This is a genomic window from Clostridium sp. J1101437_171009_A5 (assembly GCF_015547905.1).
Classification (GTDB): domain Bacteria; phylum Bacillota; class Clostridia; order Oscillospirales; family Oscillospiraceae; genus Pseudoflavonifractor_A; species Pseudoflavonifractor_A gallinarum.
The window spans coordinates 146,817-161,093 of record NZ_JADMVY010000002.1 but is presented as its reverse complement, the minus strand read 5'-3'; the positions used below and the strand labels follow the sequence as shown (position 1 = coordinate 161,093).

Below are 14,277 nucleotides of genomic sequence, written 5' to 3'. Positions count from 1 at the left end.
GCTCCTCTCGCCCCATCGTATGCCGGGGCGGGAGGTGCGGTTCCATGGCTACTCCTCCAGCAGCGCCACCGCGTGAGCGGCCATGCCCTCGCCGGCGCCGGTAAAGCCCAGCCCCTCTTCCGTGGTGGCCTTGACGTTGACCCGGTCCTCCCCGATTCCCATACGCTTGGCCAGATTGGCGCGCATCTGGGGAATGTGGGGGGCCAGCTTGGGCCGCTGGGCCAGGATGGTGGCGTCCACGTTGCCCACCCGGTATCCTTTCCCGCGCAGCATCTCCATGACCCGGTCCAGCAGCACCAGGCTGTCCGCGCCCTCATAGGCCGGATCGCTGTCCGGAAAGGCATGGCCGATGTCCCAGAGCCCCGCGGCCCCCAGGAGCGCGTCCATCACCGCATGGGTCAGGACATCCGCGTCCGAGTGGCCCAGCAGTCCCCGCTCATAGGGGATCTCCACCCCGCCCAGGATGAGGCGGCGTCCCTCCACCAATTTATGTACATCATAACCATGTCCGATTCTCACGGCTTCTCCCTCCACTCCAACAGCGCCTCCGCCAGGACCAAGTCCTCCGGCGTGGTGATCTTCAAATTCGTATAGTCCCCTCCGGTCAGAGAGACTTTCATCCCGATCCGCTCCACCGCGGAGCAGTCGTCCGTGAGGGCGGCCCCCTCCTCCAGCGCCTTGGCCAGCGCACCCCGGATCAGCGCGGCATCAAAGACCTGGGGCGTCTGTACTGCAAAAAGCTCTGAGCGGTCGGGCGTCCGTTCCACGATCCCTCCGACTGCCTGCTTGATCGTGTCCTTGACCGGCACCGCGGGGGCCGCCGCGCCGCACTCCTCCGCCTTGCGGATGACCTCATCCAGCACCGCCTGGCTGACCAGGGGACGGGCCCCGTCGTGAATGGCAATGAGCTCGGCCTCCTCGCTGGCCTCTCGGATGCCCCGCAGCACGGATTCCGCCCGGCTCGCCCCGCCCACGACCACCGATTTGATCTTGGTAAATCCACCCTCCCGGCAGAGCTGGCTGATGGGCACGATCAGATCCTCCCGGGTGACCACCACGATCTCCTGGATACGGGGGCAGCTGTCCAGTGCGCGCAGCGTGTGCATCAGGACCGGCACATCCCCCAGCGTAAGCAATATCTTATCCTGTCCCCCCATGCGGGTGGAGGATCCGGCAGCCGGGACTACCGCGGTACAAAAGGCCTGCTGTTCCCGGTTTCGCTTCAGCAGCCGTTTGAGCCATTCTGCCATGTTCGTTTCCTTCCTTTCCTCTGCTGGCCACAAGAAAAGGAGCCCGAAGGCTCCCTCTTGCTCGATGGGTCCACGCTGTCGCCGTCTCTCCCATCTTATTATGCCAGGGCAGAATCAATGCGGGCCTCTACCGCTTCATAACTGGAATTCTGGGAGAGGACGATCTCCGAGATCAGGATCTGTTTGGCCGAGTGGAGCATCTTCCGCTCCCCGGTGGAGAGGCCGCGCTCTCCGTCCCGGCGCACCAGTCCCTTTACCACCCGGGCCACCTCCAGGAGGTCGCCGCTTTTCAGCCGCAGCATATTCTCCCGATAGCGCCGGTTCCAGTTGGAATCCATCTCCACGTCCATGCTGGGAATGGCCGCGATCACACGGTCTGCCTCTTCCCCCTCCACAATGGGACGTACGCCGATCTCCTCACTGTTGTGCGTCGGGATCATGACAAGCATCCCATTCAGAGGAAGCTTTAAGATATAGTATTCCCGCAGCACTCCGTTGACCTTCTTCTGCACGATACTGTCAATGACACCAGCACCATGCATTGGATGGACGATTTTATCGCCTACCTGAAACATGATCCCACCTCCCAAACCGTTTGAGCCTGTGAATGATTCTCACGTTGTTTGCCAATTTCGGTATGGGGCTTGTTCCCTGCGTCGGAGACAGCCCATAATACTAATTGTATTATAGACCATTTCCCCGCCTTTTGCAAGGAAAATGAGCAGTTTTTAAAAAAAGCAGCCCACTTTTGTTCAAAGTGAGCTGCTTTTATCAGATAGAGAAATTACTCAGCGGAGCCGTCCTCATCCTCAGCGGCATCGGCCTGCTCGTCCAGCAGAGCACGGATGGACAGAGACACCTTCTTGTTCTCGAAGTCGATGTCGGTGACCTTCACGTCCACCATCTGGCCCTCGCTCAGCACGTCGCCGGGCTTCTCGATGCGGTGATCGGCGATCTGAGAGATGTGGATCAGGCCGTCCACGCCGGGGACGATCTCGGCAAAGGCGCCGAAGGTCATCAGCTTGACCACCTTGACGTTGGCCACGGAGCCCACATCATAGGTAGCGGTGAACTTGGCCCAGGGATCCTCGGTGCGGTCCTTCATGCCCAGGGAGATCTTCTTCTTCTCCTTGTCAGCGGCGATGACATAGACCTCGACGGTGTCGCCCACCTTCACCACCTCGGAGGGGTGCTTGATGCGGCTCCAGGAGAGCTCGGAGATGTGGACCATGCCGTCCACGCCGCCGATGTCCACAAAGGCGCCGTAAGAAGTCAGGGACTTCACAACGCCGGTGTAGCGCTTGCCTTCCTCGATCTCCTCCCACACCTTAGCGGCCTTCTCGGCGCGCTCGGCAGCGGCCACGGCGCGGATGGAACCCACCACGCGGCGGCGGGCACGGTTGACCTCGGTGATGCGGAGACGGACATGCTGCTTGACCAGCTCGGTCATGGCCACATCGCGGGCCAGGCCGGTCTGGGAAGCGGGCACGAACACGCGAACGCCCTTGACGCTCACGACCACGCCGCCCTTGTTCTCCTCGGTGACGACGCCCTCGACCACAGTCTGGTCGTCCTTGGCCTGCTCGATATCGTCCCAGCTCTTGACGGTATCCAGGCGCTTCTTGGACAGGGTGACAACACCCTCCTGATCGTTGACACGCATGACGTAGGTCTCGATCTCGTCGCCCACCTTCACAATGTCCTCGACCTTTACAGTGGGATCGTCGGTCAGCTCAGACACCGGTATGTAACCGGCATGCTTGGTACCCAGATCGACGTAGATCTCGGTGGGCGTAATGCCAGTGACGACGCCGGTAACCTTCTCCCCTGTATTTAAAGTTTTGATCGACTTCTCCAGCATTTCAGCAAAGGATTCTTCGATCTCCATGTTTTCTGCGCTCATTTTGTCATAGACCTCCTTTATAATCCACCCGGGTGTCGACGCGCCCGCGGTGATTCCTATAGAAGCCTTCCCGTACAGGTTGGAAGGTTCCAGTTCCTCCGCCCGCTCGATCCAGCAGACCGTCGGGCAGAGTGCCGCGCAAAGCTCCGTGAGGCGCCTGGTGTTGGAGCTATCGCGGCCGCCGATGACGATCATCGCGTCATTTTGGGCCGCCAACTCCTGGGCCTCACTCTGCCGTTTGCACGTAGCATTACATATTGTATCAAAAATTTTTAAATTTGTACACTCTTTTTTTGCTTTTTCTACGCACAAATTCCACTTCTTTTGGGTCGAGGTGGTCTGGGAAACCATGGTGATGGGCTGCGTACGCAGCTCCGGATGCTCCCTCAGCCAGTTTTCCAGCGCGTCCGGACCGGAGAGCACCACCGGATTGCGGCACCAGCCGGCGATGGCCTCCACCTCCGGATGGGTGGGCGTGCCGATGATGACCGGGATGCGCCCCTCCTCCTCTGCCTGGGAGACCAGGCGGTGGATGTGGGAGACGTTGGGGCAGGTGGTATCAATGATCTCTGCCCCCCGCTCCTGCAAGCGCTCATAGACCGCCCGGCCCTCCCCGTGGGAGCGGATGATGACGGCCGCGCCCGTGGGCACCTCCTCCACGCTGTGGACGACCTGCACGCCGGCCTTCTCCAGCTGCTCGATCACGCTTCCGTTGTGGATGATATGGCCCAGCATCACGCAGGGGCGGCCCGACTGGGCAGCCTCCTCCGCCATGGTCACCGCCCGGCGCACGCCATAGCAGAAGCCCGCGGAGCGGGCCAGTGTCAGCCGGCTCATCTGGCCTGCGCCTCCAACGCACGGATCCGCGCCATCAGATCGGCGGTGATGGCCTCATACTCCTCCTGGGTCCCCTTGCGGGTGGCGACGGTGGGCGTGAAGGCCTCCCCGATCACCACCGGCGTGCGGCGGAACCAGCGCTTGTGCTCCGGCACGTAGACCGGCAGGATGGGAACGCCGCACCGCACCGCCAGCATGGCGGCGCCCGCCTTGGGCTGGCTCACGTCGCCCCGGCTGGAGCGGACCCGGGTTCCCTCGGGGAAAATCAGTACCTTCTCGCCCTCCCGCAGATACTTCATGGCCTGCTTGATGGCGCCGATGTCGCTCTTTCCCCGGTCCACGCCGAAGATGCCCGCCTTGCTCAGCAGCCATCCGATCACGGGGATGCGGATCAGCTCGATCTTTGCCATGGCCCGGATCTGGTGCTTGAGACGGAAGGCATAGCAGAGGAAGAGCGGATCACTGTCACTGGTGTGATTGCAGCAGATCATAACCGCGCCGTCGGGGATGTTCTCCCGTCCGATCACCTTTCCGGGGTGGACCAGATTGAATACGGGATAGACGAGACAATAGAGAAAGGTATACCAGCCTCTCACAGACCCACCCCCGCTCTCACCACGCCCAGGAGCTGCCGGAAGCTCTCCTCCAGGGTGTTGCCGGTGGTATCCACCGCAATGGCGTCCTCCGCCTGGCGCAGAGGAGCCGCCGCACGCTGGGTGTCTTTTTCGTCCCGGGCGATGATGTCCCGCAGCACGGTGTCAAAGTCGGTGTCAGTCCCCCGCTCGGTCAGCTCGGCATACCGCCGCCGGGCGCGGTCCTCCGCCGTGGCGGTGAGGAAGATCTTCACGTCCGCGTCGGGCAGCACCACGGTGCCGATGTCCCGTCCGTCCATGATCACATTCTGACGGCGGGCCAGATCCCGCTGCATGTCCATCAGGAAGGCCCGCACCTCCGGGATGGCGGACACGCCCGAGGCATACCGGGAGACGCTAGGCTCCCGGATGGCCGTGCTCACATCCTCCCCGTCCAGGTACATGTGCTGCAGTCCGTCCTCCCCGTGCCGCAGGTCGATGGCGACCTGCCCCAGCAGCGCGATCACGCCGCTGCTGTCCTCGGCATCCACGCCGTGGCGCAGGGCCGCCAGCCCCAGCGTACGGTAGATAGCCCCGGTATCCACATAGAGATAGCCCATGGCCTCAGCCAACCGCCGGGCCAGGGTGCTCTTTCCCGCACCGGAGGGGCCGTCGATGGCAATGCTTTTGTATCCCATACTTATTCTGCTCCTTCTTCCAAAAACTGAGCCGCCCCTTCTCCCGCGGCTCGACCGGTAGACCAGGCGATTTGAAGGTTGAAGCCGCCCGTGTAAGCGTCCACATCCAACAGCTCCCCCGCCAGGTAGAGGCCCGGCAGGCGTTTGGAGGCCATGGTGTGGGGGTCCACCTCCGACACCTTCACGCCGCCGGAGGTAATGATGGCCTCCGCCAGCGGCCGCGGCCCGGCAATGTCGATCCGGAAGCCCTTGAGCTCCTCCAGCAGCCGCCGGCGCTGGGCCTTGGTGATGGAGTGGGCCTTGGTGTCGCCGGGGATCCCGGACCGCTCCACCATCACCGGCACCATCAGGCGGGGCAGCAGCCCCTCCAGAACATTGTGAAAGTCCTGATTGGCCCGCTCGGTGAAATCCCGCAGCAGCCGCTGCTCCAGCTTTTCCTCATCCAAAGCCGGCTTGAGGTCGATGATCACCTGGTAGTGGTCCTTTTCAAAGTCCCGCATATGGGCGCTTGCGCTGAGGATCAGCGGGCCGGAGAGCCCGAAATGGGTGAACAGCAGCTCCCCCTGCTCGGCATAGATCACTTTTTTCTTCTGGTTTTTGACCTTGACCGCCACATTGCGCAGGGAGAGGCCCTGCATCCGGCGGCAGTCCTCCCCCTCCGCCACCAGCGGGACCAGCGAAGGCTTAGGCGGCACGATGGTGTGCCCCACCGCTGCGGCCATCTCATAGCCGTCCCCGCTGGAACCGGTGAGCGGATAGGAGGCTCCCCCGGTGGCCAGAATCACCGCCCGGGCGGAGTAGGAGCCGTGCTCCCCCTTGACCCCGGAGATCCGTCCTTCCTCATCGGTCAGCAGGCGGACGGCCCGGTCCTCCACCAGGCTCACCCGCTTCCGCCGCAGCGCCTGAAAGAGCGCGTCGATGATGTCCGCGGCCCGGTCGCTCTGGGGAAAGATCCGGTTCCCCCGCTCGGTCTTGAGCGGGACACCCAATCCCTCAAAAAACGCCTTCACGGCCTCCGGCGGGAAGCGTGTGACGGCGCTCATGAGAAATTTGGGATTGCGGGGCACGTGCTGAAGAACCTCCGGGACCGAGCAGTCATTGGCTACGTTGCACCGCCCCTTCCCGGTGATGTACAGCTTGCGGCCGACTTTGGCGTTGCGCTCCAGCAGGAGCACGGAACACCCTCGGTCCGCGGCGGCCAGCGCGGCCATCATGCCTGCCGCGCCGCCGCCGATTACAATCATATCACTGGTCAAAAGGAATCCTCCACCTTTTCATATACCTCGTACTCGTCCCAGATCTTCTCCAGGACTCCAAAGGTCTCCGAGAGATCGCTGTTCTTTCTCCGGCCCAGCGCCACGATGAGGGCGTTGACCAGACTCAGGGGGGCCACCAGCGAGTCTACAAAGGAGGCCATATCGCTCTTGGCCATCAGGGTGTGGGTCGCAATGGCGGTGAGGGGCGAGGTCTCGCTGTCCGTGATGGTCACCACCTGGGCCCCCCGGTCCCGGGCAAATTCCATGGCCTTGACGGTGCGTCTGGAGTAGCGGGGGAAGCTGATCCCGATGATCACATCCCGGGGCCCGATGCGCAGCAGCTGCTCAAAGACCTCACTGACCGAGGTACTGTGGATATGGACCACGTCCTCGAAGATCAGGTTGAAGTAGAAGGCCAGGAAGCTGGCAATGGCCGACGCCGAGCGGACGCCGAGGATGTAGATGCGCCGTGCGGACACAATGGCGTCCACTGCCCGGTCAAAGCTGTCCCGGTCCACCTCCTCCAGCGTCATGCGGATCTTCTCCACATCGGACTGCATGACCATGGAGAGGATGTCCTGGTTTCCGATGCGGTCGTTGGACACCTCGATGCGCTGGATGGAGGTGAGTTTATTGCGGATCATCTCCTGAAGAGCCTTCTGCATGGCGGGATAACCGTCATAGCCCAGCTCGGCGGCAAAGCGGACCACCGTGGACTCACTGACGTTGACCGTCTTTCCCAGCTTGCTGGCCGTCATGAAAGCCGCTTTGTCATAGGAGTCCAGAATAAAGCGCCCGATCAGCTTCTGGCCCTTGGAGAAGGTATTCATATTTGTCTGGATGATGGACAAGATATCTTTTGACATGAGAGCGTATCCTCCCGATCTGCCGCCCAGGCGGGGGCTGCGTTTCCTTTTATCCTATAATCATACCGGGAAGTCTCTGGAATTGCAAGACCCGTTCTGCAAGTTTTCACTTCATTCTTGCAAATCCGCTCCGCCGCGGCGCAGCGCATCCAGCTCGCCGGGGGTCAGCTTTCTCCACCGGCCCGGGAGCAGGTCGCCCAGAAGTACCTCTCCCTCCCGTACCCGGCAGAGGCGGCGCACTTCCAGCCCGGCCAGGGCGCACATCCGCCGCACCTGCCGGTTGCGCCCCTCGTGGATGGTCACGGAGAGCACACTCTCCCCCTTTTCCCGGCGGAGGAACCGCACCCGGGCCGGATGGAGGGGCACCCCGTCCAGCTCCAGCGGGCCCCGTAATACCGGGATCCCCCGCTCCACGTCCCCCGTCACCCAGACGTGGTACTCTTTTTCCACCTCATGGCTGGGATGCAGGAGCTGATGGGTGAGCGCGCCGTCATCCGTCAGAAGCAGCAGCCCCTCCGAATCCAGATCCAGTCGGCCCACGGGCCAAACCCGGGCCCCGCACCCCTTGACCAGATCGGCCACCGTCCTGCGCCCCTTCTCGTCCGACAGGGTGGTCACAAATCCCCGGGGCTTGTACAGCATCAGATAGGTCCGCTCCTCCGGCGCGCGCAGGGGACGCCCGTCCACGCGGATGTCATCCCGCTCCGGGTCGGCCTTCTCCCCCAGCTGTGCTTTTCTGCCGTTCACGGTCACCCGTCCGGCCTGTATGTATGCCTCCGCCCCCCGCCGGGATACCACTCCGGAGGCGGACAGGATCTTTTGCAGGCGTTCTTCCAAACTCACTCATCCCCTGTTCTCTGTTGCATTTGTGCAAAGGACGGTCCCGCAGGCAGATGCCTGCGGGACCCACAGGAGGGGTACACCTTAAAAGAGTACCCGCTCCATCCAGATCTCCGGCTCGGGAATGGGCGCCGAGGCCGTCTCCCCCTTCCACAGATCCTGAAGGCGGGAGAAGAGACCGCCGCTTCCCGCCCGATCGTCCTCCACGCTCTGGCCATAGACCAGATAGGTGCTTCCAATGGGCTCCCCGTCCAGGGAGAAGCAGAGCTCTCCGGCGATGGCCCCCTGCTCTACCGGCGCCTCCACCGTGTCCGGGAGCACGATGCGGACCTTGACCCGCTCGGCCTGGGTCAGCGGGTAGGAGACCTCATCATAGGTCACCACCGGCACATACCGCTTCAGGCTCCCTTCCACCGGGATGCGGGTAAACTCCTTGCCCGCGCGGGCCAGAAGTTGTCTCGGATAGGTCTCAAATCCATAGTCGAAGAGGGCCGCGTGGTCCTCCCAGTCGTTGCGGTCAAAGAGGGTCACCGCGATGAGCGTCTGTCCGTCCCGCTCGGCCGCGGACACCAGCGTCCGCCCGGCCAGATCGGTATATCCCGTTTTCAGGCCGATGCAGCCCTCATAGCGCCAGAGGAGCTTGTTGTGGTTGACCAGGCTCCGCTCCCCCACCGTGATGGTCTTGGTGGAGACGATCTCCCGCAGCTTCTCATTGGCAAGGCACACCTGGGCCAGCCGCGCCATATCCCGGGCGGTGGAGTAGTTTCCCTCGTCCTCCAGCCCGTTTGGGTTGGAAAAATGAGTATGTTCCATGCCCAGATCCCGGGCTCTTCGGTTCATCCACTCCACAAAGGTCTCCACATCTCCGGCACAGCCCTCCGCAACGGCCAGCGCGGCGTCGTTGCCCGAGGAGAGCATCAGGCCGTAGAGCAGTTCTCGTAGGGTGAGCTCCTCCCCGGCCCGGAGATACATGGAAGAACCTCCCGCAGTGGTCCACTCCGGCTGCACGTTGATCACGGTCTCCAGATCCGGCGTGGACTCCAGCGCCACCAGCGCGGTCATCAGCTTGGTGGTGCTGGCAATGGGCCGCTCCTCATCCGCCTGGTAGGCATAGAGGACCCGCCCCGATTCCGCATCCATCAAAATAGCGGATTTTGCGGAGAGTGTGGGCGTCGCAGCACCCGCCGGGCAGACTCCGGCCAAAACCGCAAGCCACAATACCAGCGCCCAGACCCGTTTCATATCTGCCATCACCTCGCATCTGAATCGATGATGGCAGTATGCCCTCCGCGTCCGGGCATTATACGTGCCCACTCGGCCCTTAGAAGGTCTCCTGCTCGGCCGCCTTCTTCTCCTTCTGCTGGTCAATAAAGGTGGTGACACGGTCCACCAGCTCAGGCACCAGCTCCACCACACGGTCGGCGGTGTTGGAGGCCGGCGGATCCACCGGCAGGAGCTTTACCATGTCCCCCTTCAGGATCAGGAAGGAGACCGGCGTCACCTTGACGCTGGCACCGCCGCCGCCCCCGAAGGCATTCTCCCCCTCCGGCTTTTGATGCTTGGTGGCAAATTCACTGCCGCCCGAGGCAAAGCCCACGCTGATACGGGAAACAGGGATGATGGTCACGCCATCCGCCTGAATGGGGGTGCCGATCACGGTGTTGGCATCCACCATCTCCTTGATCTTCTGCATGGTCTGCCCCATGAAATCGCTGATTTTAGTTTCCATACTTTACCGCCTCTTTCTGTTGAGGGCCCTTGTTTGACATCAAACCGCCCGTTGTTTCCTTCCAGACTTTCCAAGCCGCATACCCACACCAGAGGCCAAACCCGATCAGCTGGCCCAGGGTCATGGACAGGGCCAGCGTCAGCCGCACCTCTGTGTTCTCCCGCGCAAAGTCCACCGCTGTGCGGACTCGATTGTCCTTACACCGGAAATTTTGCTCCAAAACCGGCAGGATTATCCCACAGCTTGCGTTCACTCGTCCAAATGCCATGGCCGTATCGCCCGGATCCTCGCCGCCCAGAAGCACATCCAGATGAAATACATCGATGCGGATCCGCCGGCGCAGCTTTCCGGCCGCCTCCCCGATGAGGGGCAGCACCCGCTTTACCAGATCCAGTACCCGCTCCGTGGTCCAGGGCGGCCCGGGCTCCTTCGGTTTTTTCGGTTTCTTCGGCCGGGCCTTCCGTTCTTTTTTCGAAACCCGGTCGGACTCTTTCTTCTTTTTCCGGGGATAGAGACGAATGGGCACGCCGCCCACACGCAGCCATATCCCCACCTCTCCGGGATGATAGCGGACCTCCCCGCCCAGGCGCAGCTGTCCCAGGAGGAAAAGGGCCAACACGACCGCCCCGGTGATCCAAAGACCATTCAATCCTCCATCGCCCCGCTCTCCGCCTGCGTGCGCAGAAGCGCAAGCCGTTCCTGCAGGGCACGGGCCGCCTGGCCCTCTTCCGTGGAGACCTGGGGCAGCTCAGGCAGATCCTCCAGCGTGGAAAGCCCAAAGGAGCGCAGGAAGGTCTGGGTCGTCCGGTACTGAATGGGACGCCCGGGAACGGCCAGACGTCCGCAGGGCTCGATCAGGTCTCGGTCGGCCAGCTGGCTGACCGTATAGGCGCTGTCCACCCCCCGGATCTGGTCGATATAGGCCCGGGTGATGGGCTGAAAATAGGCCACGATGGAGAGCACCTCCAGGGCCGTCTGGGACAGCTTGGGCGGCCGCCGTCCCTCCAGTGCTTTTCGGATGACCGGCGCGTGCTCGGGCGCCGAGCAGAGCTGATAGCTCTCCCCCAGCTGCACCAGGCGCAGGCCGCAGCGGTCATACCGGTAGCGGTCGGCCAGGGCTCCGCACAGGGCGTCGATCTGCTCCCGGCTCATCTCCAGAGCCAGACAGAGCCGCTCCGCCGGCACCGGCTCTCCGGCGGCAAAGAGGATGGCCTCCACCGCCGCTTCCAGTTCCTTTCGTTCCATGGCCACCTCCTTGGTTTACGGCTCCTGCTGCGCCTTTGTTTCTTCTTCCCCGGGCGCGGACAGGACGGGGGCGACGGTACAACGCCGGTCCGTCCCGGTGAGCAGCAGGCGGCGGGCCTTGCACAGCTCCAGCACGGCCAGAAAGGTGGCCACCACCTCCGAACGGCTCCGGCTTCCCCGGAACAGGGCGAGAAAATGGGTCACCCCGCTGTTCAGAAGACGGCGCAGCAATTCTCCGGCCTTGTCGGCCACCGGGTAGGGCTCCCGCCCCACAATGCCCTCAAAGGCCGCCATGGGCGGCGTCCGCTTCTGCTCGCTCCGGCTCAGCACCGGGAGAAGGGCACGGTATAATTCTTCCTTCTTATGGGAGTAATGATACATCCGATCCTCCGGAAGGCGCTCCGGAGGCTTGGTCATGTAATCCTGCCCCACCTTCCACCCCTGCTCCAGCTGGGGTAGGACCGCTTTGATGCGGGCATAGTTCTCATGGCTCTGGTGCTCCTCCAGGGAGGCCATCAGCGCTTCCATCTCGGACAGGGCCTCCTCGTCCTGGATGGAAAGGAGCATCCTGGTCTTGATGAAAATGAGCTGGGCCGCCATCTGGACAAACTCACTGGCGATCTCCAGATCCAGCTCTTTCCGGCGCTCCATCCACTCCAGGTATTGTTCCAGAATGAGGGAAATCTGAATATCCCGGATCTCCATGCGGTTCTTGCTCAACAGATGGAGGATCAGGTCCAGAGGGCCGGTAAAGTCCTCCCGCTCCTCCGAGCGGGACTTCACCACCCCCTCCAGGTGGTAAATGGGGCTGTCCACGCCGTCCGCCCCCTAACCCAGCAGCATCCGGAAGGGCGCGCTGGCCGCCCGGGCCAGCCAGTCCAGCACCCCGTCGCGGGCCCACACCAGGCCTCCGTCCAGCGCCCCACTCCACAGGACCACCACCAGGAGCAGCATTCCGATCCGCTCATAGCGGAGGATGGTATAGTAGATCCGATCCGGCAGCAGCGCTCCCAGCACCTTGGAACCGTCCAGCGGCGGAACCGGAATCAGATTGAAGAGGCCCAGGCCGACGCTCAGAATGGCGACGGTGGCCAGAAAATCAATGACCCAGATCAAGAGCACACTCTCCGCCTCGACCTGGTATCCCACCGTGATCAGAAGCGCCCGCAGGCACAGGGCCAGATAGGCCAATACAAAGTTGGAGACCGGCCCCGCCAGGGCGGTCAGGGCCATGCCGCTCTTGGGGTGCTTGAAATAGCGCATGTCCACCGGGACCGGCTTGGCCCAGCCGAATCCGGCCACCAGCATCATCAGCGCGCCGAAGGGGTCGATGTGGCGCAGCGGATTGAAGGACAGCCGGTGCATCCGCTTGGCGGTGGGGTCCCCCAGCAGATAGGCGGCCAGTCCGTGGCAGGTCTCATGGACGGTGAGACACAGGAGCACGGCCAGGATCTGCACCAGCATCCACAGCATTCCCTGCCAGTCCAGATGATGAAAGAAATCCGAAAAACTTACCACTGATCCGCCCTCCTGCAGCTATCCGGTCCTGTCTTCCCCCCGGTGGGGAGAACGGACCGTCTCGTAGACCTCATTATACCAAATCCCCCTGCAAAACACAAGGCAGCCCCTCTGCTCCGCCAAAAGGGGGAGCCCACCCGTCTCTTCGGGCAGACTCCCCCTCGTTTTCCTGCGGAGCACGGTGCTCCCGCAGCGTTATACCACGTGGTTGCGCAGGACTCCGATCCCTTCGATCTCGACCTCCACCACATCGCCCGGATGCATGGTACCCACGCCGGCCGGGGTTCCGGTGGTCACCACATCCCCCGGCTCCAGGGTCATAGAGGCCGTGATGAAGGCCAGCAGCTCCGGAATCTTGTGCATGAACTGGGCAGTCCGGCCCTGCTGCACGACCCGGCCGTTGAGCCGGGTCTGGATGCCCAGGTCGCTCCCGTCCACCTCGTCCGTGACGATGGGGCCCACCGGAGCAAAGCCGTCCATGCTCTTGCCCCGGGTCCACTGCCCGTCGCCCTTTTGGATATCCCGGGCGGTCACGTCGTTCAGACAGGTGTAACCCAGGATATAATCTGCAAAGTCTTCTTCCTTTACATCCTTTGCGCGGCGGCCGATCACGACGGCCAGCTCCCCCTCATATTCCAGGCGCTGCACAAAATCGGGCGCGTGGAGGGGCCCCTCCGGGCGATTGAGGGTATTGGGCGCTTTCAGGAACAGGATGGGCCGCTCCGGCACGCCCTCCCCCATCTCGATGGCATGATCATAGTAGTTCTTGCCAATGCACACGATCTTGGTGGGTTCGCAGGGGGCCAGCAGGCGGCAGTCCGCCAGCGGAAGGCTCTCTCCATCGTAGCAGATGCCCTCATAGGGCGCGCCGGTCAGCGTGCGGACCAGTTCTCCCTGGAGCACGCCCCAGACCGGAGTCCCGGCGCGGTCAATGCGCACATACTTCACTTACATGCCCTCCTGGTGGTCCAGAATGGCATCGAGCAGAGCCGTCCGCCCTTCTCCCTTCTCAGCCGAAAAGGGAATTACCTTTACAGATTCATCCAGTTCCAGAGTCTCCCGGACCCGCTGGAGATTGGGCTCGATCTCGCTCTTTTTCAGCTTGTCCAGCTTGTTTGCCACCACCACGAAGGGGCGGCCGCTCTGCTTGAACCAGTCAGCCATCACGCAGTCGTCCGCGGTGGGCTTGTGGCGGGAGTCCACGATCAGGACCCCGAGGGTCATCAGAGTCTGGTCGGCAAACCAGCTCTCGATCAGGCGGCCCCAGCGGGCCTTCTCCGCCTGGGAGACCTTGGCATAGCCGTAGCCGGGCAGGTCCACCAGATAGAGCTTCTTATCGATGAGGAAGTAGTTGATATGGGTGGTCTTGCCCGGTGCGGAGCCCACCCGCGCAAAGTTCTTGCGGTTGAGCAGCTTGTTGATCACCGAGGACTTCCCTACATTGGATCGCCCCGCAAATACCACCTGGGGCAGCATGTCCCGGGGAAAATCAGCCGCCTTTGCGGCCGAGCGGATAAACTCCGCGTTGTTCAGATTCAGCGGCATAGCGCGCCCCTTTCTCGT

Annotated in this window: 17 protein-coding genes; all 17 read right to left on the bottom strand. The window is 62.7% G+C overall.

The window, feature by feature from the left end:
• Positions 1–48: 48 nt before the first annotated feature.
• Positions 49–519 carry a 2-C-methyl-D-erythritol 2,4-cyclodiphosphate synthase gene (ispF, locus tag I2C21_RS04220; protein ID WP_193536787.1) on the bottom strand — a complete coding sequence of 157 codons (471 nt, stop codon included), beginning with the start codon at positions 517–519 and terminating at the stop codon, positions 49–51.
• Complete coding sequence (gene ispD, locus I2C21_RS04215; RefSeq protein WP_195278596.1) at positions 516–1,250, bottom strand: 2-C-methyl-D-erythritol 4-phosphate cytidylyltransferase; 735 nt, start codon at positions 1,248–1,250, stop codon at positions 516–518. The genes ispF and ispD overlap by 4 nt, the downstream gene beginning before the upstream one ends.
• Positions 1,251–1,348: 98 nt before the next feature.
• Positions 1,349–1,825 carry a CarD family transcriptional regulator gene (locus I2C21_RS04210; protein ID WP_101693134.1) on the bottom strand — a complete coding sequence of 159 codons (477 nt, stop codon included), beginning with the start codon at positions 1,823–1,825 and terminating at the stop codon, positions 1,349–1,351.
• 209 nt (positions 1,826–2,034) lie between these two features.
• On the bottom strand, positions 2,035–3,990 hold the full coding sequence (locus I2C21_RS04205; RefSeq protein ID WP_101693135.1) for a bifunctional 4-hydroxy-3-methylbut-2-enyl diphosphate reductase/30S ribosomal protein S1: 1,956 nt from the start codon (positions 3,988–3,990) through the stop codon (positions 2,035–2,037).
• Positions 3,987–4,586 carry a lysophospholipid acyltransferase family protein gene (locus I2C21_RS04200; protein ID WP_101693136.1) on the bottom strand — a complete coding sequence of 200 codons (600 nt, stop codon included), beginning with the start codon at positions 4,584–4,586 and terminating at the stop codon, positions 3,987–3,989. The genes I2C21_RS04205 and I2C21_RS04200 overlap by 4 nt, the downstream gene beginning before the upstream one ends.
• The gene (gene cmk, locus I2C21_RS04195; RefSeq protein WP_101693137.1) at positions 4,583–5,260 is read right to left on the bottom strand and encodes a (d)CMP kinase; all 678 of its coding nucleotides are present in this window, start codon (positions 5,258–5,260) and stop codon (positions 4,583–4,585) included. The genes I2C21_RS04200 and cmk overlap by 4 nt, the downstream gene beginning before the upstream one ends.
• Positions 5,261–5,262: 2 nt before the next feature.
• Positions 5,263–6,504, bottom strand: coding sequence for a BaiN/RdsA family NAD(P)/FAD-dependent oxidoreductase (locus I2C21_RS04190; protein ID WP_195278733.1), 1,242 nt, complete (start codon positions 6,502–6,504; stop codon positions 5,263–5,265).
• 8 nt (positions 6,505–6,512) lie between these two features.
• The gene (locus I2C21_RS04185) at positions 6,513–7,382 is read right to left on the bottom strand and encodes a MurR/RpiR family transcriptional regulator (protein WP_195278595.1); all 870 of its coding nucleotides are present in this window, start codon (positions 7,380–7,382) and stop codon (positions 6,513–6,515) included.
• Positions 7,383–7,493: 111 nt separating this feature from the next.
• Entirely contained in the window at positions 7,494–8,219 is a 726-nt protein-coding gene (locus tag I2C21_RS04180; protein ID WP_195278732.1) for a pseudouridine synthase, read from the bottom strand.
• Positions 8,220–8,306: 87 nt separating this feature from the next.
• Positions 8,307–9,464, bottom strand: coding sequence for a D-alanyl-D-alanine carboxypeptidase family protein (locus tag I2C21_RS04175; protein WP_195278594.1), 1,158 nt, complete (start codon positions 9,462–9,464; stop codon positions 8,307–8,309).
• Positions 9,465–9,543: 79 nt separating this feature from the next.
• Positions 9,544–9,951 carry a GerW family sporulation protein gene (ytfJ, locus tag I2C21_RS04170; RefSeq protein WP_101693141.1) on the bottom strand — a complete coding sequence of 136 codons (408 nt, stop codon included), beginning with the start codon at positions 9,949–9,951 and terminating at the stop codon, positions 9,544–9,546.
• Complete coding sequence (locus I2C21_RS04165) at positions 9,941–10,600, bottom strand: DUF2953 domain-containing protein (RefSeq protein ID WP_195278593.1); 660 nt, start codon at positions 10,598–10,600, stop codon at positions 9,941–9,943. Before I2C21_RS04165 ends, ytfJ begins: the two co-directional genes overlap by 11 nt.
• A complete protein-coding gene (gene scpB / locus I2C21_RS04160) occupies positions 10,597–11,196 on the bottom strand; it encodes an SMC-Scp complex subunit ScpB (protein ID WP_193536801.1) in 600 nt (199 codons plus the stop codon). The genes I2C21_RS04165 and scpB overlap by 4 nt, the downstream gene beginning before the upstream one ends.
• 15 nt (positions 11,197–11,211) lie before the next feature.
• Positions 11,212–12,012 (bottom strand): segregation and condensation protein A, encoded by an 801-nt coding sequence (locus I2C21_RS04155; protein WP_353654775.1) that lies wholly within the window; start codon positions 12,010–12,012, stop codon positions 11,212–11,214.
• Between the two features lie 12 nt (positions 12,013–12,024).
• Entirely contained in the window at positions 12,025–12,714 is a 690-nt protein-coding gene (locus tag I2C21_RS04150; RefSeq protein ID WP_328821031.1) for a site-2 protease family protein, read from the bottom strand.
• Positions 12,715–12,909: 195 nt separating this feature from the next.
• Positions 12,910–13,662 (bottom strand): fumarylacetoacetate hydrolase family protein, encoded by a 753-nt coding sequence (locus I2C21_RS04145; protein ID WP_195278592.1) that lies wholly within the window; start codon positions 13,660–13,662, stop codon positions 12,910–12,912.
• The gene (yihA, locus tag I2C21_RS04140; protein ID WP_101693145.1) at positions 13,663–14,259 is read right to left on the bottom strand and encodes a ribosome biogenesis GTP-binding protein YihA/YsxC; all 597 of its coding nucleotides are present in this window, start codon (positions 14,257–14,259) and stop codon (positions 13,663–13,665) included. It lies immediately after the preceding gene.
• Positions 14,260–14,277 lie beyond the last annotated feature (18 nt).

Coding starts and splice junctions, on each gene's coding strand:
- ispD (WP_195278596.1), bottom strand. CDS start 1,250: ATGGCAGAATGGCTCAAACGGCTGCTGAAGCGAAACCGGGAACAGCAG.
- I2C21_RS04210 (WP_101693134.1), bottom strand. CDS start 1,825: ATGTTTCAGGTAGGCGATAAAATCGTCCATCCAATGCATGGTGCTGGT.
- I2C21_RS04205 (WP_101693135.1), bottom strand. CDS start 3,990: ATGAGCCGGCTGACACTGGCCCGCTCCGCGGGCTTCTGCTATGGCGTG.
- cmk (WP_101693137.1), bottom strand. CDS start 5,260: ATGGGATACAAAAGCATTGCCATCGACGGCCCCTCCGGTGCGGGAAAG.
- I2C21_RS04190 (WP_195278733.1), bottom strand. CDS start 6,504: ATGATTGTAATCGGCGGCGGCGCGGCAGGCATGATGGCCGCGCTGGCC.
- I2C21_RS04185 (WP_195278595.1), bottom strand. CDS start 7,382: ATGTCAAAAGATATCTTGTCCATCATCCAGACAAATATGAATACCTTC.
- I2C21_RS04175 (WP_195278594.1), bottom strand. CDS start 9,464: ATGAAACGGGTCTGGGCGCTGGTATTGTGGCTTGCGGTTTTGGCCGGA.
- ytfJ (WP_101693141.1), bottom strand. CDS start 9,951: ATGGAAACTAAAATCAGCGATTTCATGGGGCAGACCATGCAGAAGATC.
- scpB (WP_193536801.1), bottom strand. CDS start 11,196: ATGGAACGAAAGGAACTGGAAGCGGCGGTGGAGGCCATCCTCTTTGCC.
- yihA (WP_101693145.1), bottom strand. CDS start 14,259: ATGCCGCTGAATCTGAACAACGCGGAGTTTATCCGCTCGGCCGCAAAG.